This is a genomic window from Paenibacillus sp. 481 (assembly GCF_021223605.1).
Classification (GTDB): domain Bacteria; phylum Bacillota; class Bacilli; order Paenibacillales; family Paenibacillaceae; genus Paenibacillus_B.
The window spans coordinates 1,190,064-1,208,586 of sequence record NZ_CP075175.1 but is presented as its reverse complement, the minus strand read 5'-3'; the positions used below and the strand labels follow the sequence as shown (position 1 = coordinate 1,208,586).

Genomic DNA, 18,523 nt, shown 5'->3' with positions numbered 1-18,523 from the left:
ATTATTTAGACCTTACGTTACATATGTACAGATGCCGTTGCAACATCCGCTATCGTTCATAAAATGAGATGTATCAATAGCTACTCAGCGCAGGGAGGGAAGCGATGTGCGACGGACGCACCGTGATCGACGGCGCAAATCGACCAAACAAGCCAACATTAAAGCGAGCAAATCATCGACAGCTCGGAACACAGGCCGGTCAAATAAACGGAAGCCATCAAGTAAACAAGTAAGCCATGTCAAGCATGCAGCCAGAAAAAATTCGAAATCAAAGCTGCAAAATAAGCCTGGGAGCAAGAAGTTAAGTCGCCTACATCAATTTCAAGTCAAGTTTCATCCGGAGCCTGTCGTGTCCGTCATTATTCCGGTTATGAATGAACGTGAGACGATTGGAAACGTCATTCAAGAAGCTTCAAAAGCTCATGAGGCGGTTGAAATTATTGTTGTATCAAATGGCACGACAGACGGTTCCGATCGAATCGCAGAAAAAATGGGTGTCAAAGTCATTCGTTATGAGCGGCCACTTGGCCATGATGTAGGAAGAAAAGAAGGGGCGGCGGTAGCGAAAGGGAAAATTTTATTGTTTTTGGACGGGGATATCGTGATTCCTGCCACACAATTGCAAACGTTCGTTCAAGCCATAGAAGGCGGTTCTGACGTAGCTTTAAATGGCTTTTCCGGATCAACGAGTCGTCCCAACGTCCACCCCGTCGTCTTGGCCAAGCATGCGGTGAATGCGTTTTTATCTCGATCAGACCTGAAAGGTAGCTCGATGACAGCTATCCCACACGCCATTAGCCGTCGTGCGCTTGAAGTTATCGGCTTAGATGCGCTGGCGATTCCGCCGCTTGCACATACGATCGCAATCAAGCGTGGTCTGAAGGTTAAAGTCGCGCAAATCGTTGAGGTTGGAAGAAGAAATCGTGTCCGTACCCGTCAGCCAGATCCGTTGGAAAAAATGATTGTAGCTGACAACTTGTACGCGATGCGTTGGCTCGTTGAGCAAGCAGGTAAACGAGGTGGATTCACCGATTTAAATAGACGACGTGAACTAGTGAGGTGAAACAAATGAAGCGGAGGACAACGATTCGCCAACGTGCGTCGGTCAAGCGAATTCGACAGCGAACAAAAGGCAAGCGACTGACAGGGCGTAAGAGAAACACGGCATCGAGGACGCGTGCCGTAGGTATCAATACGAATTCAGACGCGCGTACATCCTTACGTCCGCTGCCAGATTCTAAATTGTTACGCAGTGCTTCTGAAGCAGGGCGTATTGATGGCCAAACGATTGCTTCAATGTCCGAAAAAGCCGACAAAACTTCTGACCTCGCAGCTAAAATGCAGGAACATTTCCGTCGCTATATTCAACCCCATATTAGCCGGTTAAAATCATACGACGAATTGTTGGCGATGGCGGAGGCTTATCGCAATGCATATGTGGGAGCGCATTTGCCAGAGCTTGCCTCGGTCGTCCTCATTCCGTCAGAGAAAAAAATGGCGGTCGTCCTTTGTGCGTATAACGAACAGGACAGTTTGGAATCCGTTTTGAACGAGCTTAAACGCCTTCCGTTACACGAAGTCGTGGTCGTAGTCAACGGTTCTGTTGACGATACATTTGATGTTGCACGCCGCATGCCAAATGCGACGATTATTCATTATAAACATCCTATCGGTCACGATGTCGGTCGCGCTGTCGGAGCTAAAGTGACGACAGCTGACATTATTTTGTTCACTGACGGTGATTTTCCTATTCAAGCAGAGCAGTTGGGTGCGTTTTTATGGGCGGTAGAGCGGGGCGTCGATGTTGCCCTCAATGACATTAGTCCCCTGCTGGACTCCGTCGATAAATATGATGGGCTGTCGTATTGTAAACAGTGGCTAAATCACTGCTTCGGAAGAGGTGATTTACATGCCAATTCGATGACCGCTATCCCCCACGCGCTGAGTCGCAAAGCGTTAACGACCGTTGGTGCCTCTACATTAGCTGTACCACCTAAAGCACAAATGCTCGCGATGATGAAAGGCTTGAACGTACAAACCGCTCACGTCGTGGACGTCATCACGCGCAACCGTATTCGTGAAACGAATATAGGTGCCGACAATGTAGTGGCCCAACTCATCATTGGCGACCATTTGGAAGCTTTTCACACAGCTCTGTTTGAGGGCGGACTTCCGACCCCTCAACCGATGTTGAACCGTGAAAGCATCGCGAAAAGGAGGAACGGCGAATGATTAGCGATTCGCCCTCTACAAGCATTATTATTCCTACTTATAATGGGCTTTCATTACTCATAGAATGTGTTAATGCCATTCGTAAGTATACGACCACGCCTTATCAAATAATTATTGTCGATAACGGCTCTACCGATGGCACCTCGACCTATTGTCGCAATGAGCGATTGACTTATGTATCATTGTCGGACAATCGCGGGTTTACGGAAGCTTGCAATATTGGTATGAAAATGTGTTCCGGTGATGCCGTTCTCCTCTTAAACAATGATGTGGTCGTTTCACATCGCTGGCTGGACAATATGTTGGATGCCCTTTTTTCTGACCCGGAAGTTGGAATCGTGGGACCAACAACGAACTATGCGAGTGGTCGACAGCAGGTCGTACACCCTTATGAACAGTTAGATGAGTTTCATCAGATAGCACTTGAGAAAAATGAACCCGATCCGTCTAAACGCCAGTTCGTGCAACGGATCGTTGGACTTTGTTTTTTGTTCAAACGCAGCTTGATCGATGCAATAGGATTGTTAGACGAACGCTTCAGTCCAGGTCATTATGAAGATGACGATTATTGTTATCGTGCGCGAATGCACGGTTTCAAACTGTTGATGTGCGGGGATGTGCTCGTGCACCATCATGGCAGCGCCAGTTTCCGTAACCTCGGCGATCAAGCATTGAAGGAGCTTGTGGATCGAAATTATCGAGTGTTTCAGGAAAAATGGAACGTCGACCCCCATCTTTTTATGTAAGGAGGGAAGCTCATGAAGGGAATTATTCTAGCGGGCGGTACAGGCACTCGACTTTACCCACTAACTGCACTTATGAACAAGCATTTACTGCCCGTAGGGATGCATCCCATGATCAGTTATGGCATCGAGAGACTACGTAAAGCGGCCATTAAGGACATTATTATCGTAATCGGAAAAATGTCCGCCGGGCTATATATGGATTACTTGGGCAGCGGGGAGAAACTAGGCGTGAACATCAGCTATAAAATTCAAGAGGAGGCAGGAGGCATTGCACAGGCATTGTCTCTTGTCGAGGCATTCGTCGCTCCAGATGAAAAATTCGTTGTCTTGCTAGGTGATAATTTATTTCTAGATGACTTGACTCCTTACGTCAAAGCATTTAAGGACCAGCCGTTAGGAGAAGCGCGCGTATTGTTGAAGCAGGTGCTGGACCCGCGCCGATATGGTGTCGCAGCTTTCCATAACAAAGACAAACAACGAATCGCTTATATTGAAGAAAAGCCGAAAAAACCTCCGTCTAACTTCTGTGTAACGGGAATTTACATGTACGATACGGAAGTGTTCAACCATATTCGCACCATCGTTCCTTCAGCCCGTGGGGAGTTGGAAATAACGGATGTAAACAATATTTACGCACGAAGCGGGAAATTAAGTTTCAATCGGCTGCAAGCGTGGTGGACAGATGCAGGAACGTTCGACTCCTTACATGAAGCGGCAAGTCATTTGAAGGGGGTTCATCCATGAGCAGGCTGCTTGTCACGGGCGGCATGGGATTTATCGGGAGTAATTTTATTTTATACATGCTTCAACATGATCCTCATATCCACATTACTAATGTAGACGCATTGACTTACGCGGGCAATCGTGACAATTTACTCTCGATTGAACGTGATGAGCGATACGAGTTTGAGCAGGTGGATATTACGGACGCAAGCGCGATTGAAGCTTTATTTTCCAAGCAAAGGGTGCCGTTTGATGCGATTATTCATTTCGCTGCTGAATCCCATGTAGATAGGAGCATCACGAATCCGGAACAGTTTATTCGAACGAATGTGCTAGGCACCTTTCATTTGTTAGAAGCTGCACGGCGTCAGCCAGTATCCCGCTTTATTCATGTATCAACGGATGAAGTGTATGGCTCGTTAGGAGACAGTGGCTATTTTACCGAGCTGTCTCCCCTGATGCCGAACAGTCCTTACTCGGCAAGCAAAGCGAGTTCTGATTTGCTTGCTCGCTCGTATTTTCAAACGTACGGTGTTCCAGTCATCATTACACGCTGCTCTAACAATTATGGGCCACGGCAATTTCCGGAGAAATTAATTCCGACCATTATTATTCGTGCCTTAAACGATGAACCGATACCTGTATATGGCGATGGTTCAAATGTGCGTGATTGGTTGTTTGTGGATGATCACTGCGCAGCAGTTGCAGCAGCACTGCATCGGGGCCTGCCAGGGGAAGTGTACAATGTGGGTGGGCATCACGAGCGCTCGAACTTGGAAATGGTACGCACGGTGCTGCGAGAGTTAGGTAAGCCGGAGTCGTTAATTACATTCGTAAAAGACCGCTTAGGACATGATCAGCGCTATGCCATAGACCCAGCCAAAACCGAGCGAGAACTGGGCTGGCGCCCGCGTATTTTGTTGGAACAAGGGCTGTCGGACACTCTGGCGTGGTATGTCAACAACAGAGTGTGGTGGGAACGAATCCGATCTGGGGCCTATCGAACAGAGCTATGATGATGATCGCGAAAGGACGGATATGCGGATGTTAAAAAGGAAAACACGGCGTACAAAGCTATCTCTTAGCATGAAAATTTCAACCCGGTCAATGAAATCCATTCGAGCTATAAAAGGAAGGCGCCATAAATCGAGCCCTGCTGTAGCCACTAAGAAATGGCGAGACCATAAGCTGACCAGACGGCGTATCGTTAAAAATAAGATTCGTTTAGCTGAACGAAAGCTACGCGTGGATTCCAAACAAGCAACATTGTCATCCCCAGTAGGTGAAAAAGAGAAAGCTCCGGTCCCGATTGACATCGAGATCGCCAAAAAAATTGCGTATGAAGATGGATATCGCAAAGGAAAGTACGAGGGGGGTGAAGGCTTTTTAACGAAGCTTATCCCGGATCATATGATTTTGCCGGAAATTCCAGTCGACCATGTCATTAATTTAGGCTATGAAAAAGTAAGACATTTATTAAAGCCGCTCGTTGACCCGTTTACCGTCTATATGGAAATGCATCAAGCCTTAAACGAGAAAAAGCCACTTTCCGTCGTACGCCTCGGTGACGGTGAGCTGCTTGCACTCGCGCATGATAAAGTACTGTCACCTGAATTGGTACGTAAGGAAGGTACATTTCTAAGCTACTCTGGAATGAATATCCCCGATCATAAATATCGCGATCAGCTTGCAGAAGCCGTACGCCGTGCTACTTTTGTAGGTATCCCCACTTCACGCCAACCGAACTTTCAAGCCCTGCTGTATCCTGTCTTTCGTGCCTACGATATAGACGTCATGAAGACGCGTTTTACGTACTCAACGGTCAATTACTTGTTAGCAAGTCTTGGCTATTTGCTGCTCCTAATGCAGAACAGAAAAATACTCGTCGTCGGCAATGAGGCGCAAGCGCTTGCGGATGTCCTCACTAAGCGTAGCATCTCTGTGACCGGAGTCGTATCACCAGTCAAGGGTGTTCAGGATATTCCCCGTGTATTAGATGAAATCTCCACACATACGTTTGACCTCGCGCTTGTTGCGGCCGGTATTCCGGCGGTCATCATCTCGCAACACATCGCCCAGCATCTTGGTAAAGTAGCCCTCGACTTCGGTCATTTAGCTAACAATATTGCTAAGGGTGTGGAATCTTTTTAGTGGTGAAGTATTTTGGTGGAGGTGACGTTTATGGTTGCCGCTCGCAATATGGTTTCCTCGCGCAAACCGAGCCGCCGATCACGTATCAATCATACTACTCAACAACATTTGCGCCTTGAAAAATTCAATTATGGCTATGCGCGCGGTTATGCTGAAGGTGTTAGAGCGGGGCAGGAACAGTACATGGTTCCTTTTGAAGGCACGAGCATCATTATCCCCACGTATAACCATCTTGACCTGCTGAAGCAGTGTGTAGAAAGCATTCAAACACATACTTCAACACCGTATGAAATCATTGTCGTTGATGATGCATCCGAGGATGAGACAGCCCACTTTTTACTCAATCAAATGAGTCATTTACGCTTTCACGCGCATGAAACAAACCGTGGTTTTGCTGCAGCTGTAAATACAGGGCTGATGATGGCTAAAGGACAAACGATATGCGTATTAAACAATGATACGATAGTGACGACCAACTGGTTGAACAATATGTTGAATTGTTTAAATAGTGATCCCGACATTGGCGTCGTCGGGCCAGTGACGAACTTTATTAGTGGCGATCAGCAAATTCCTGTGCCATACAAGCAATTGAAACATATGCAGGAATTTGCGGAAGCATTCAATGTGCCTAACGCAAGCAAATGGCAAAGAACAGATCGATTAGTCGGTTTCTGTATGTTATTTCGGCGCGAATTGTTTGAAACGACAGGGTATCTTGACGAAGGGTTTGAAATCGGCAACTTTGAAGATGATGACTATATGATACGTATCCGCTTGAACGGTCGCAAGCTCATGATTGCAAGGGATTCCTTTATTCACCACTTCGGCAGCATGAGTATGAAGCAATTAGGAGACCGAATTACCGAGATCAATGATAGAAATGGTTCCTTTTTCAGCGCAAAATGGGGAAATCCGTATGAACTCGTTCACCGCGTACGCCAGTACTATGAAGCGCAAAGTAAAATGCAGCCTACGAAGAAGGAAACCGTGCGAGCACAAAGCTACTATCCGACTCATGTTGCCGTAACGGGATTGAGTGACACGGTGTACTGGATTGAACATGGCACGAAATATCCGTTGTTCGGTTCGGTAAATATTCCGATTGTGAAAGTGTCGCAAATCGATTTGTGCGGATGGGGAACAGGTCCGATTATGGACGCGGCAGTAGCGGAGGTTAAATGGAACTTGCAAAGCAATCCAGATGGAACTATTCCAGATGGCGGTGTATTTCGGACGGAAAAAGGAAAGTATTATCAGCGCCAAGGGGAGTGTTGGCGTGAGATCGTGACCGAGCATGCACTGATCAGATGGCGGCTAGATACCCGTGTGTTAGTCCGTCTGGACCGAGAACGGCAAACGTTAAAAGAAGGTTTGCCGATAAGTGCCGCGCCGCTAATTGTTGCATTTCATTTGTAGCGCTTGCTTTTGGGCGAATAGCCCGTTTACCTGCTATGACGATTGGCATATGTTATGTTATAGCATACTGCTCATCGAACAAGTCGTACATTTGCGTATTTGTGCATAGGAGGAAGTCGAATGCATCAGGTCATCAATGAACTCATTTCACATATGTCACATACGCATCAGCATATGGCGCGTCTACTGGATGCCGAACGGCATGTCGCTGTTCGGATGTCGCAAATTATTCAAGCTTTACCGGACACTCACCCTGAATTTGAAGGCATTAGCGGCATCAAAGATCAGTCAGCCATCGTAACCAAAAGCATTATTTCCTATTTGAATAGTCTTGCGGAGTTAGAAGAAGCGATGGCTGATCAATTGAAACATGTAATGCAGGAACTTCATGAAGCAGCGGAAGAGTAGGGTGTTGAGCAAAGGAGGGAAAGGTCCGGTGAGTAAAGAACGGTCGTTGTTAATGATGGCAGAGGCAATGGCCAAAATGCAGTGGAATATCGCCATGATATTGGAAGCGAAGGCGATTGAAGCTGAAAAAAAGCGAAACTGGGTGCTGAACCATTTAACGCAACAATCGTTTACGACGGATAAGGAACAATTGTCGGATTCATTAGAAGTGCATGATCAAGTCATCGAGATGATAGAAGGCTTAACGAAGCTGCAACAGAGCCTTTCGCGCAACATGAAAGCTCTTACGAAAGGATCGAACAACGTGTCCGGTGAGCACGGTTTCCCTGATGGTGCGTTTGGCGGTGAATTTGATTTAGGAGACAATTAGAGATGAATGTATGGGAGAGCGAGCAAGCTGTAAAAATTGACTTGATTAGTGCTATCATTCGAAGCCAGCATGCACTAGCCACCATGCTGGAGCAGGTGGCAGAGCTAAATCAATATTCTGAACCTTCTGTAAAACAGCTCGGAGATAACATTCGGCTGCTCTCGAATTACCAACAAGGCCTGTGCAAGATGGTTACAGGCTGGCGCTGGCGCACGATTATGAAAGGCACTCCTGCTGAGCCATGGTTGATCGAGGCATGTAGATTGCAGCGTGTTTCAGTTGAAGGAGTGCAGGAGGAAGGAGTTGCCGAACATTATGGCACGCAAACAGGTAACACGACGCATACGGGCGCGGAAGACGAGAGCACCAAAACGTCGTTCCGTGAAGAGACAAGAACAATTGCTCTCTAAATTGTTTCGTAAAGTACGTTCCGTCAAATCAGGATCAAGCCGTTCAGGTACGGTGCGAAAAGTTGTGCGAAAAGTGGCACGAAAAAAGCGATCACAGCCCAAAGGAAAGCTTGTTCGTACAGTTCAACCATCGAAGCAGGCGGTAAATGAGGCGTATAACGAAAGTTTTAATGAAGCGTACAATGAAGGCTTCAATACAGGCTTTGCTAAAGGCTTTGAAGACGGTCATCATTTAGCATATGCGGGTCAAACCTAATGCATGTAAGGACGAGAAATGTTCTAACATGGGCTCGGACTTTGCGGTTAACGTACGCATGCCGGGTTTTTTTGCATGGACAAGCATGTCTGGGGGGAACTTGGTCGTGATTGGACGAGTCTGAAAGAGTTTGAATACACGCACACGTAGGGAATAGCCTGTTTTTTAGCTTTGCGGACACACGTCCATGATGCACTTGCCATGGCGGCATATATTAAATTCGATATAACAAATATGAGGCGTAATGTGCATAGTGAGGATAGCTTGCGCCAGAAGCTGGGTGAATCGTGACGTGAGAAGTATACTCGTTAATCGCCAAGAAGAAGGGAGGCAGCATGGATTTCGACAGGGATATGCGGACGGCTATCGGTTGGGGCTTGGTGAATCGATCGTTGCTAAAGCCACCTTTCCCGCAAGCATGCCTCACGATTTGCGTGTTCTATACATTCCGCAAGGATTTGATGCGATAGATCGTGGAGTCAGTGTAGCATTAAGCAAGCTGACTAAGGAATTCGTGTCTGCTGAAGCGTCACAAATGTTAGCGACAGCGGAGCAAATGCGTCCTGATGTCGTACTCGTTATGAATGGGCTGCATGTGTTTCCAGCCGATCACTTGGAACATTTGACACGTTTAAGAGAATTGGGGATCAAGTCAGCTGTGTGGTTTGTAGATGATCCGTATTTTACAGAAGATACAGCAAAGGCTGCTCCGTACTATGATATGATTTTCACCCATGAGCGAGCCTGTCTGCCCTTTTATGCGAGTTTAGGTTGTTTTTATGTTCTGCATTTACCGCTTGGCGTAGGAACTTCAACGTTCCACCCTGTGCGGACAGCTGCCTGTTACAAGTACGATATTTGCTTTATCGGCAATGCATTTTGGAACCGAGCCCGCTTATTTGACGAGCTTGCCCCCTATCTCCTGCGTAAAAAAGTGATTATAGCGGGCGGACATTGGGATCGATTAACGCAGTATGCACAGTTAAAACCGCTGTTGCGCGAAGGCTGGGTGCCGATCGAGGAGACTGTTCATTATTACAATGCGGCTAAGATTGTTATCAATATGCATCGGCCTTCGGAATACGGACTGGACAATCGAAACAGCTTCCATATTACGGGTCAGTCCTTAAACCCCCGCACATACGAAATCGCGGCTTGTGGTACGTTGCAGCTCATTGATTCGCGCAGTGAGCTTCTAGAAATGTATACACCTGGCTTCGATATCGATACGTTCGAAACAGCAGCCGAACTTATTCACAAGCTTGATTATTATTTAAATCATGAATCGGAGCGCTTTCGTATAGCGATGAACGGGCTGCAAACGACCTTTCAACGCCATACGTTCGAGCATCGAGTGGATCAAATGCTAAGGGTTATGAAGGGCTAGGAGTCACGCGATAAGAGAGGAGCTGTAAGATGCGTAAGTCCCATTTAAGGTCGTTGCGCCGGACGCTTGCCATGAATAAGCATCCGATAAGGAATGCTCGTCAGCGTGGACAACATGAAGGGAACCATAAAGGATATGCGGAGGGGTACATCCGGGGACGCTCGCAATTTATTATGCATACCGTGCATGCAAATCCCGACATGAGACAGATTCATGTCATGTATGTGTCATCAGGAAAAGGTTTTCCATATTCACCATTGGATGAAGCCATTGTAACAACGCTGCAAAGCACAGTTGCTCATCTTTCCATAGCAGGGCCACGTGATCCAGTTGCGCAGACGGCAGCACAAATTCGTCCCGATCTTGTGCTTGTATTAGATGGAATGGAATTTCCAGTCGAACAACTGAATGAGCTTAGACAGTCTGGCATTCGGACGGCTGTATGGATTACAGACGATCCTTACTATACCGACATTATGACCCTTGTCGTGCCGCATTACGACTATGTATTTACGCTAGAATTAAACTGCGTCGAATATTATCGCTTATTAGGCTGTAAGCACGTGCATTATTTGCCGTTTGGAGTGTTTCCGCTCCATTTTCGCCCACGCCATACGATTAGCCCTGTACGCCGAGATGTCAGCTTTATCGGTTCGGGCTATTGGAACCGAATTCGATCATTCAATCCGATTATTTCTCGCCTTGCGACGCATAACATCGTAATCTCCGGCTTGTGGTGGGATCGCCTGACCCATTTTTCTCGCTACAAGAAGCGCATTGAGTTAAATAAATGGATGGGCCCGCATGAAACAGCGACGTTGTACAACGGCAGCAAAATTGTGATCAATATGCATCGCTCCGTCGAGGATGAGACGGTTAACAACAACAAAGCTCGTATTCCCGCTGTTTCACCTAATCCACGAACGTTTGAAATTTCCGGTTGCGGAACACTCCAACTAACCGATGTTCGCGCGGATTTGCCCCGTTTTTATACGCCTGGCGTTGAAATTGAGACTTACAGATCCTCGGAGGAGTTAGTGAGCAAGGTTGAATATTACTTGCATAACGAGGAGGCAAGACGAGAAATCGCGCTGCGCAGTCTAGAGCGGACGATGAGAGAACATACCTATATGAATCGAATTAACGAACTTCTGCGCGTCGTTTTTGATCCACCATCTGATCAACAGCAGCACCTTAACCAACTGAACTCAATCGACCAATCAAACCCATTCGGTCAACCAAACCCACACTACCAATCAAATTCAATCGGCCAGTCAAACTGACCCAGCCCACATGACCAACCAAATCCACTCACCTAACCTAGTCCATATGGATAGCAACGACACCTACTAGATCAAAGCTTGCCTCATCCTACCTCTACCTTGTAAATGCCCAACCGTCTCTCCCTATATTGTACCTTTACCCTTTACTTGACAGGAGTAGGACAATAACATAAAGCCCGGGCAACATCTGCTCGGGCTTTGCTCTATGCGCATTTTGTCAAATGAGCGTTTGTTCAATTTCCACCATATCTAGCTTGCCTCCATTTTCGAGCACGATGCTTAGCCAAATTCGTTTAACAGGCTGCCCTGTAACACGCTGCACGACGTCTTCCAGAGCAGCTGCACGCTCCTGTTGTTCCATTTGCTGCATCGGTTTGTCGATATTGCGCTCCCGGACCCAATTTGGCAGCAGCGGCACTTCACTTCCGGCTGGAGCATGCTCATCGTGGCGAGGGCAACTACGAAAAAAAATCATGTCATGAAAAAAGCTGACATCTGTTGCGTACGCCGCGTCCGTTGGCTGCGGCTGTTCATCGGTGCATAATCGGCAAGCACGAATCGAGCTAAAAAAACGTTCGTTATTCCAACGCTGCCACTCTGTAATGAGCATTTTCCGCTGAAGTTCAAGGTCGCCCGAGCATTCCAATACGAACTCCTCCTCAAAAACGTTGTGAGCGTATCCTAACGTGATCTGGGAATCGGTGTAAATAGATACAAACCTATTTTTTTACGCCAATTTCATTGAAAGTAGCGCTTACATGCAGCTCGTTATTGGAATTGCTGCTAATATCTCTTGAAATCACCATAATTCACGAACGGTTGAGCGTTAGCGAGCTAATGATCTGATTTTGGAAGATTGAACTTGATTTCATGCATGTCTTGCATCGGAATTACCATTTATGAGCTTTCACGGTGATTTACAGGTTAAGGCAATCAGGCGTAATATTCAGTTCAGCAATACAACGTATCCGAACGTCTAGATCGCTGAGTTCCGTCAATCGACGGAAGCGGGGGAACCAATAAGCGAAATCGGCCATAATGGGCAAATTTGCGCATTATCCGTTCGTAGGGGTGAATTTGAAGCAGCGTGCTGCTTTGATAGGGGGACTTCTCGCTCCCGAATCCGTCAGCTAACCTCGTAAGCGTGTGAGAAGAGGCGTGCCTAGTCTGATCTGGCGCATTTCCTCTTTCTTGTGGAAAAAAAGGCGACGGTAATGAAGACAGGAGGAACAGGATATGTTTGAAGCAGATCGCATCGTTACTGTGTTTGCACCGAATGCGATGGGCGTAGACTTTGTGCGTCAGTTAAGGGGAGCAGGGATACCTACTGCGGCCATTGTAAACAGCACCCGAATGGCCAAGAAGCTGGAGAAGTTGGGTGTCAAGCACATGTGTCACCTGAATACGTCCGATCCGAAAGCTTGGATCGTACCGCATGTGCCTGTAGGACGTATTTTCATTTTCGAGCAAAGTTTCGCGTTGACGTGCCGCTTGCTGCAAGTGTGCCGACATTGGACAACAGACCCGATAACGGTCGTTACTAAACATCATCATCCGCATTCGATTTACCGATTGCTAGGTGCGAACTACATCGTGTTCACGCAATCGGATCAAGTAAGCTTTTTAATGACGGAACTTATTCATGCCGTTACAGACTGCCCGACGCCAACAGCGTTGTAAATGCTGAACCGTGATATGAACGATGCTTCGTCTTCACATTAAAAAAATAGGCTATGCTCATCGCTGAGTTCCGTCAATCGACGGAAGCGGGGGAACCACAAGTACAGCATGCGTAACGACAGCTCACACGAGCTGCAAGTCGCGCATGTGAGGGGTGAATCTTGGCTCAAGCCAAGTAGGGCGACTCAATGCGCCCGAATCCGTCAGCTAACCTCGTAAGCGTCCATAGAGGCCGCCTTATTTCGTCGTGGCTACGTACGGCTTTCATTTGCTGTGCGTTAGTGAGGCCGCGCGGAAAGGACCCTCTTTCCGTGCGGCCTTTTTGCGTGCTTTTTTACGTATCGTGACGAAAAATTCAGTTATCTTGCGCACTTGTGCTGCTACTGATAAACCGTTGCTGGAACAGGAAAGTTGAACAGAAAAAGGGGAGGAATTCAAGATGTACGACGTGGTCATGTTAATGCTTCTTAGTATGCTCGGCTTAACGAGCATCGGCATCTTACACTGGTGTACTCGGGAAGTTGGAGATCGGGGTGAACGATTGTGACCATTGGACTATTTGTTATCGTTGGGGCCTTGTTCATCTACTTAGGTTACGCATTAGTGAAGCCAGAAAAATTTTAAACACAATTTATTCTAGGGTGCTCGACAAGAGTCGCTGTCATATGGGAAAGGTGGAAATACAATGAGTGCATTAGGATGGATTTCAATCGGGGTAACGCTGCTGCTCGTCCTGCTGTTAGCGCGGCCAACCGGAATTTATTTGGCCAAGGTGTTCGACAACAACGGGGGGCCGCGGCCGCTAGATGCGGTGTTCGGTCCGCTCGATCGACTATTATTTAAACTATTTGGTATCAAAGAAGTGAATCAGAGCTGGAAAAACTACGCTTTTGCAGCGCTGCTGTCCAATATATTGATGATTGGCATTACTTACGCGATCTTTCGTCTGCAAGGCATCCTGCCGCTTAATCCGAGTGGGATTCCGGGTATGGAGCCGTCGCTCGCTTTTAATACGGCAATAAGCTTTATGGCAAATACGAACTTGCAGCATTACAGCGGGGAAAGTGGATTATCTTATTTATCCCAAATGGTCGGCATTACGTTCTTGATGTTTACAGCGCCAGCCACGTTCTTAGCTGTCGTGTTCGCCTTTATTCGTGGCTTAATCGGTAAGCCGCTCGGCAACTTCCTTGCCGATTTAGTTCGCTCGATTACACGTGTATTTTTACCGATTTCGATTGTAGCGGGCTTGATCTTTGTTCTGCTTGGTGTACCACAAACGTTCAGTCCAACGGAAACGGCTATCACGATTGAGGGAGCGGAACAGCACATCGCTCGTGGACCAGCAGCCTCGCTGATTGCGATTAAAGAGCTAGGCAACAATGGTGGTGGGTTTTTCGGAGTCAACTCTGCGCATCCGTTCGAGAACCCAGATGGAATCAGCAATATGCTGCAAATGCTGCTTATGATGCTAATCGGTACATCGCTACCGTTTGCTTACGGCCGTATGGTCGGTAGTCCCAAAGAAGGCAGAGTACTTTTCGTCGCGATGTCGATGATGTTCATTATGCTGCTAGGTACGTCTATTGCAGCCGAACAAGCTGGAAATCCTGTAATGAACGCTTATGGATTTAGTGGCAGCGGCAGCATGGAAGGCAAGGAAGTTCGTTTCGGTATCGCAGGATCGTCGTTATATTCGGTTGTTACAACGGCATCAGAGACCGGTGGCGTGAATACAATGCACGATACACTGACTCCACTCGGCGGAATCGTTACGCTGGCCAATATGATGCTGAACACCGTATTTGGCGGGGTCGGGGCAGGATTTTTGAACGTATTGATGTACGCGATGATCGCTGTGTTCTTATCTGGCCTAATGGTCGGGCGTACACCGGAATTCCTTGGCCGCAAGCTGGAAAGCAAAGAAATGAAGCTGATCGCGGTTACGCTTATCGTACAGCCGCTCCTTATTCTCGTACCGACAGCTATTGCCGTGGCGACACAGGCCGATACGATTTCCAATCCGGGCTTCCATGGTCTGTCGCAAGCGTTGTATGAATTTACTTCATCCGCAGCCAATAATGGATCAGGCTTTGAAGGATTAGGGGATGCGACGCCGTTTTGGAACATCTCCACAGGTATTGTGATGTTTTTGGGCCGCTACATTTCGATGATTACGCTGTTGGCCGTTGCAGGCTCGATGGCGAGCAAGCAGCCTATACCGCAAACGAGCGGAACTTTCCGCACGAGTTCGGGAACGTTCGGTGTTGTATTTGTAGGGACGGTCGTGATTGTAGGTGCGCTGACTTTCTTCCCTGTACTCGTACTTGGACCGATCGCAGAACATTTAACGTTGTGGAAATGATGAGGGGAATAAAGGAGGAGCTGTAAGCGATGAGTACTGCAAAAATGATGAAAACACCGACGCCTTTTGAACCGGATTCCGGGCAAAGAGGCCAAAGACAGACGGGTGGACCAGCAGGGGGAGGGCGACCAGGCATTCCCAATGCGCCTAAAAAGGACCGCAGCTTTTTTAGCGGGGAGCTCGTACGTGTTGCGGCTGTCGATGCTTTGAAAAAGTTCAATCCGGCTTATATGATCAAAAATCCGATGATGTTTATTTGCGAGATCGGCTTTGTTATTACTCTGTTGTTAACGTTTGTGCCAGATGCTTTTGGTGCGCCGATGCCGTGGTGGTTCAATGCGGCGGTTAGCTTCATTTTGTTCGTGACCGTCTGGTTCGCGAACTTTGCCGAAGCGCTTGCGGAAGGCCGTGGCAAAGCGCAAGCTGATTCGTTGAAACAGACGAAGCGTGACTTGTGGGCGAACAAGGTGACAGAGACTGGCACGGTGCGTGTCTCTTCCACGAGCTTGCGCAAAGGCGATGTCATTGTCGTCCGTGAAGGCGAGATCATCCCGGGTGACGGTGAAATTATTGCGGGCTTGGCGTCGGTCGATGAATCCGCGATTACAGGTGAGTCTGCGCCGGTATTAAAAGAATCAGGCGGCGATTTTAGCTCGGTTACGGCAGGTACGAAAGTCATTAGTGATATGATTCGGATTCGCATTACGAGCGATCCGGGCGAATCTTTTCTTGATCGGATGATCGCACTCGTTGAAGGTGCACAGCGTCAAAAGACGCCGAACGAGCTAGCGTTGCATACGGTGCTCGTCAGCTTGACACTCATTTTCTTAATTGTCGTGATTACACTGCCGTTCTTCGGTAACTATTTGGGCATTGAGCTGAACGTTGGGGTATTGATTGCTTTGCTCGTGTGCTTAATTCCGACGACGATTGGTGGTTTGCTATCGGCGATTGGGATTGCTGGGATGGACCGTGTGACGCGGTTTAACGTCATTGCGACTTCAGGTAAGGCTGTTGAAGCATGCGGGGATATTCATACGATTATTTTAGATAAAACGGGAACGATCACGTTTGGTAACCGTTTGGCACATGATTTAATTCCAGTCGGTGGGGCGAAAGGGGAAGAGCTTGGATTTTGGGCAGCTATCTCTTCGAATGAAGATGAGACACCTGAAGGCCGTTCCGTACTGGATTGGATGAACAAGCAAGGATGGACGTATGACAAAACGTTGGCCGCAGCAGGTGACTTTATTCCATTTAAAGCAGAAACCCGCATGAGTGGAGTTGACTTGCAGGATGGTCGTAAAGTACGCAAAGGGGCGGTAGATGCGGTTAAAAATTGGGTTGCAGCCCAAGGCGGCCACATTCCGCACGATTTGGATAAACAGACGGAACAAGTTGCAGCCGCGGGCGGTACGCCGCTTGCCGTCGCCGTAGACAATCGTATTTTCGGCATTATTTATTTGAAGGATACGGTGAAGCCAGGTATGAGAGAGCGCTTTGAGCAATTGCGCCGGATGGGTATTCGCACCGTGATGTGTACGGGAGATAATCCGCTAACGGCAGCGACGATTGCTCGTGAAGCGGGTGTGGATGATTTTATTGCTGAAAGTAAGCCTGAAGATAAGCTGGCGCTCATTCGCCGCGAGCAAGCGGCCGGCAAGCTGGTGGCGATGACAGGCGACGGCACGAACGACGCGCCAGCCTTGGCGCAGGCAGATGTGGGCATCGCCATGAATTCGGGGACGGCTGCGGCTAAGGAAGCCGCTAATATGGTCGATCTGGATTCCGATCCGACAAAAGTGATTGAGGTTGTTGCAATCGGTAAACAGCTGTTGATGACTCGTGGAGCGTTGACAACGTTCAGTATTGCGAATGACGTTGCCAAATATTTTGCCATCATTCCAGCGATGTTTATGGTGGCGATTCCGCAAATGTCGGCGCTTAACGTGATGGGGCTCCATTCGCCTGTATCGGCAGTACTATCGGCACTCATTTTCAACGCTATCATTATTCCTGTGCTCATTCCATTAGCGATGAAAGGTGTTACGTACAAGCCGATGTCTTCTGAAAAAACGCTGGCGCGCAACTTGTTCATTTACGGACTGGGCGGACTGGTCGCTCCTTTTGTCGGTATTAAAGTGATTGATTTAATTGTGGGACTGTGGGTGTAGTTCTTCTAAATAGAGAGAGATAAAAAAAGAACCCGTAAGAGCTGTGCGCATGGGCATGGAGTTGAGTGGCAGGTGTTAAGCATCAATGTCAGCATCGATGTCAGATTGAGTTCCGACGTTACTGTCATTGTCAATGTCAACGTCAATGCCAGTGTCAGCGCCAGCATGAGCAGCGGCTCTTATGGGGTAAACCAAGGAAGATTGGAAATAAGAAAGGGTGCGTAACGATGACAAGTCAGTCTAGCACAACTAAAGCAAGTACAGCCGGCACGTTAGGGGCTATGATCCGCTCCATTATTGGACTTATGTTATTGTGCGGCATCATTTATCCGTTTGTGATGACTGGGGTGGCGCAAGTTGCCATGCCGAAGCAAGCGAATGGCAGCCTCATTCATGATGAGCGCGGCCAAGTGATTGGCTCTGAGCTAATCGGGCAAACGTTTACTTCCCCGCAATATTTTCACGGTCGCGTGTCGAGTATCGAATATAACGCGGCTGGCTCTGGATCTCCCAACTTCGCTCCATCCAACCCCGCATTAAAGGAACGTCTGGATCAGTCGGTTATCGATTGGAACAAGGCTAATCCAGAAGTTCCTGTATCAAAGCTTCCGGTCGATCTTGTGACCAACTCGGGCTCGGGCTTGGACCCCCACATTAGCCCGGAAGCTGCTGATGCGCAAATACCACGCATCGCCAAGGAAAGCGGAATTGCTATCGAACAGCTCAAGCAGATGGTGAGCAAGCATACGCAATCGCCGGACTTAGGAATATTCGGCGAGCCGCGCGTTAATGTGCTGCTGCTTAATTTGGATGTGAAGCAGCAGTTGAAATAGATGAATTAAATGAAGCGAATGAAGTGATTAAAGTAAGCGTAGTACATGTAGTGAATGAAGTAAATGAAGTGATTAGAGTGAATCTAGTG

19 protein-coding genes and 2 riboswitches are annotated in these 18,523 nt (G+C 47.8%); of the genes, 18 read left to right on the top strand and 1 reads right to left on the bottom strand.

What is annotated here, in order from left to right; all coding sequences use genetic code 11:
* Positions 1-106: 106 nt before the first annotated feature.
* From KIK04_RS05265 to KIK04_RS05205, 13 genes are all read left to right on the top strand, one after another.
* Positions 107-1,063 carry a glycosyltransferase family 2 protein gene (locus tag KIK04_RS05265; RefSeq protein WP_232277261.1) on the top strand — a complete coding sequence of 319 codons (957 nt, stop codon included), beginning with the start codon at positions 107-109 and terminating at the stop codon, positions 1,061-1,063.
* Positions 1,064-1,068: 5 nt separating this feature from the next.
* Positions 1,069-2,232, top strand: a complete 1,164-nt coding sequence (locus KIK04_RS05260) for a glycosyltransferase (protein WP_232277260.1) — start codon at positions 1,069-1,071, stop codon at positions 2,230-2,232.
* Complete coding sequence (locus KIK04_RS05255; RefSeq protein ID WP_232277259.1) at positions 2,229-2,978, top strand: glycosyltransferase family 2 protein; 750 nt, start codon at positions 2,229-2,231, stop codon at positions 2,976-2,978. The genes KIK04_RS05260 and KIK04_RS05255 overlap by 4 nt, the downstream gene beginning before the upstream one ends.
* Positions 2,979-2,990: 12 nt before the next feature.
* The gene (locus KIK04_RS05250; protein WP_232277258.1) at positions 2,991-3,722 is read left to right on the top strand and encodes a sugar phosphate nucleotidyltransferase; all 732 of its coding nucleotides are present in this window, start codon (positions 2,991-2,993) and stop codon (positions 3,720-3,722) included.
* Positions 3,719-4,717, top strand: a complete 999-nt coding sequence (gene rfbB, locus KIK04_RS05245) for a dTDP-glucose 4,6-dehydratase (RefSeq protein WP_232277257.1) — start codon at positions 3,719-3,721, stop codon at positions 4,715-4,717. Before KIK04_RS05250 ends, rfbB begins: the two co-directional genes overlap by 4 nt.
* A 91-nt stretch (positions 4,718-4,808) precedes the next feature.
* Complete coding sequence (locus KIK04_RS05240) at positions 4,809-5,852, top strand: GT-D fold domain-containing protein (RefSeq protein ID WP_232277256.1); 1,044 nt, start codon at positions 4,809-4,811, stop codon at positions 5,850-5,852.
* Between the two features lie 30 nt (positions 5,853-5,882).
* Complete coding sequence (locus tag KIK04_RS05235) at positions 5,883-7,268, top strand: glycosyltransferase family 2 protein (RefSeq protein WP_232277255.1); 1,386 nt, start codon at positions 5,883-5,885, stop codon at positions 7,266-7,268.
* Between the two features lie 120 nt (positions 7,269-7,388).
* Positions 7,389-7,676, top strand: coding sequence for a nucleoside-diphosphate sugar epimerase (locus tag KIK04_RS05230; protein WP_232277254.1), 288 nt, complete (start codon positions 7,389-7,391; stop codon positions 7,674-7,676).
* Between the two features lie 28 nt (positions 7,677-7,704).
* Positions 7,705-8,046: an alpha-helical endospore appendage domain-containing protein gene (locus tag KIK04_RS05225; RefSeq protein WP_232277253.1), complete on the top strand. Its 342-nt coding sequence runs from the start codon at positions 7,705-7,707 to the stop codon at positions 8,044-8,046.
* 2 nt (positions 8,047-8,048) lie between these two features.
* Entirely contained in the window at positions 8,049-8,456 is a 408-nt protein-coding gene (locus KIK04_RS05220; protein WP_232277252.1) for a hypothetical protein, read from the top strand.
* Positions 8,428-8,712 (top strand): hypothetical protein, encoded by a 285-nt coding sequence (locus tag KIK04_RS05215; RefSeq protein ID WP_232277251.1) that lies wholly within the window; start codon positions 8,428-8,430, stop codon positions 8,710-8,712. Before KIK04_RS05220 ends, KIK04_RS05215 begins: the two co-directional genes overlap by 29 nt.
* Before the next feature lie 280 nt (positions 8,713-8,992).
* The gene (locus tag KIK04_RS05210; RefSeq protein ID WP_232277250.1) at positions 8,993-10,099 is read left to right on the top strand and encodes a CgeB family protein; all 1,107 of its coding nucleotides are present in this window, start codon (positions 8,993-8,995) and stop codon (positions 10,097-10,099) included.
* 29 nt (positions 10,100-10,128) lie between these two features.
* Positions 10,129-11,382: a CgeB family protein gene (locus tag KIK04_RS05205; RefSeq protein WP_332329997.1), complete on the top strand. Its 1,254-nt coding sequence runs from the start codon at positions 10,129-10,131 to the stop codon at positions 11,380-11,382.
* Between the two features lie 217 nt (positions 11,383-11,599).
* Here the strand turns inward: KIK04_RS05205 and KIK04_RS05200 are convergent, their stop codons facing one another.
* Positions 11,600-12,028, bottom strand: a complete 429-nt coding sequence (locus KIK04_RS05200) for a hypothetical protein (RefSeq protein ID WP_232277249.1) — start codon at positions 12,026-12,028, stop codon at positions 11,600-11,602.
* Positions 12,029-12,354: 326 nt separating this feature from the next.
* Positions 12,355-12,543, top strand: a riboswitch (cyclic di-AMP (ydaO/yuaA leader).
* 75 nt (positions 12,544-12,618) lie between these two features.
* Between KIK04_RS05200 and KIK04_RS05195 the strand changes: the two genes are divergently transcribed.
* From KIK04_RS05195 to kdpC, 5 genes are all read left to right on the top strand, one after another.
* Positions 12,619-13,062 carry a hypothetical protein gene (locus tag KIK04_RS05195; protein WP_232277248.1) on the top strand — a complete coding sequence of 148 codons (444 nt, stop codon included), beginning with the start codon at positions 12,619-12,621 and terminating at the stop codon, positions 13,060-13,062.
* A 51-nt stretch (positions 13,063-13,113) separates the two neighbouring features.
* Positions 13,114-13,298: riboswitch (cyclic di-AMP (ydaO/yuaA leader) on the top strand.
* Positions 13,299-13,605: 307 nt separating this feature from the next.
* Positions 13,606-13,686: a potassium-transporting ATPase subunit F gene (locus KIK04_RS24385; protein ID WP_442951159.1), complete on the top strand. Its 81-nt coding sequence runs from the start codon at positions 13,606-13,608 to the stop codon at positions 13,684-13,686.
* A gap of 61 nt (positions 13,687-13,747) precedes the next feature.
* Positions 13,748-15,427 carry a potassium-transporting ATPase subunit KdpA gene (kdpA, locus tag KIK04_RS05190; RefSeq protein WP_232277247.1) on the top strand — a complete coding sequence of 560 codons (1,680 nt, stop codon included), beginning with the start codon at positions 13,748-13,750 and terminating at the stop codon, positions 15,425-15,427.
* A 29-nt stretch (positions 15,428-15,456) separates the two neighbouring features.
* Positions 15,457-17,601 (top strand): potassium-transporting ATPase subunit KdpB, encoded by a 2,145-nt coding sequence (gene kdpB, locus KIK04_RS05185; RefSeq protein WP_232277246.1) that lies wholly within the window; start codon positions 15,457-15,459, stop codon positions 17,599-17,601.
* A 227-nt stretch (positions 17,602-17,828) separates the two neighbouring features.
* Positions 17,829-18,434, top strand: a complete 606-nt coding sequence (gene kdpC / locus KIK04_RS05180) for a potassium-transporting ATPase subunit KdpC (RefSeq protein ID WP_232277245.1) — start codon at positions 17,829-17,831, stop codon at positions 18,432-18,434.
* The last annotated feature ends 89 nt before the right edge of the window (positions 18,435-18,523 follow it).

Bases quoted from the DNA above. Each gene is read 5' to 3' on its own strand.
- KIK04_RS05250 (WP_232277258.1), top strand. From the start codon at position 2,991: ATGAAGGGAATTATTCTAGCGGGCGGTACAGGCACTCGACTTTACCCA.
- KIK04_RS05220 (WP_232277252.1), top strand. From the start codon at position 8,049: ATGAATGTATGGGAGAGCGAGCAAGCTGTAAAAATTGACTTGATTAGT.
- kdpA (WP_232277247.1), top strand. From the start codon at position 13,748: ATGAGTGCATTAGGATGGATTTCAATCGGGGTAACGCTGCTGCTCGTC.
- KIK04_RS05235 (WP_232277255.1), top strand. From the start codon at position 5,883: ATGGTTGCCGCTCGCAATATGGTTTCCTCGCGCAAACCGAGCCGCCGA.
- KIK04_RS05240 (WP_232277256.1), top strand. From the start codon at position 4,809: ATGAAATCCATTCGAGCTATAAAAGGAAGGCGCCATAAATCGAGCCCT.
- KIK04_RS05205 (WP_332329997.1), top strand. From the start codon at position 10,129: ATGCGTAAGTCCCATTTAAGGTCGTTGCGCCGGACGCTTGCCATGAAT.
- kdpC (WP_232277245.1), top strand. From the start codon at position 17,829: ATGACAAGTCAGTCTAGCACAACTAAAGCAAGTACAGCCGGCACGTTA.
- kdpB (WP_232277246.1), top strand. From the start codon at position 15,457: ATGAGTACTGCAAAAATGATGAAAACACCGACGCCTTTTGAACCGGAT.
- KIK04_RS05255 (WP_232277259.1), top strand. From the start codon at position 2,229: ATGATTAGCGATTCGCCCTCTACAAGCATTATTATTCCTACTTATAAT.
- KIK04_RS05230 (WP_232277254.1), top strand. From the start codon at position 7,389: ATGCATCAGGTCATCAATGAACTCATTTCACATATGTCACATACGCAT.
- rfbB (WP_232277257.1), top strand. From the start codon at position 3,719: ATGAGCAGGCTGCTTGTCACGGGCGGCATGGGATTTATCGGGAGTAAT.
- KIK04_RS05195 (WP_232277248.1), top strand. From the start codon at position 12,619: ATGTTTGAAGCAGATCGCATCGTTACTGTGTTTGCACCGAATGCGATG.
- KIK04_RS05260 (WP_232277260.1), top strand. From the start codon at position 1,069: ATGAAGCGGAGGACAACGATTCGCCAACGTGCGTCGGTCAAGCGAATT.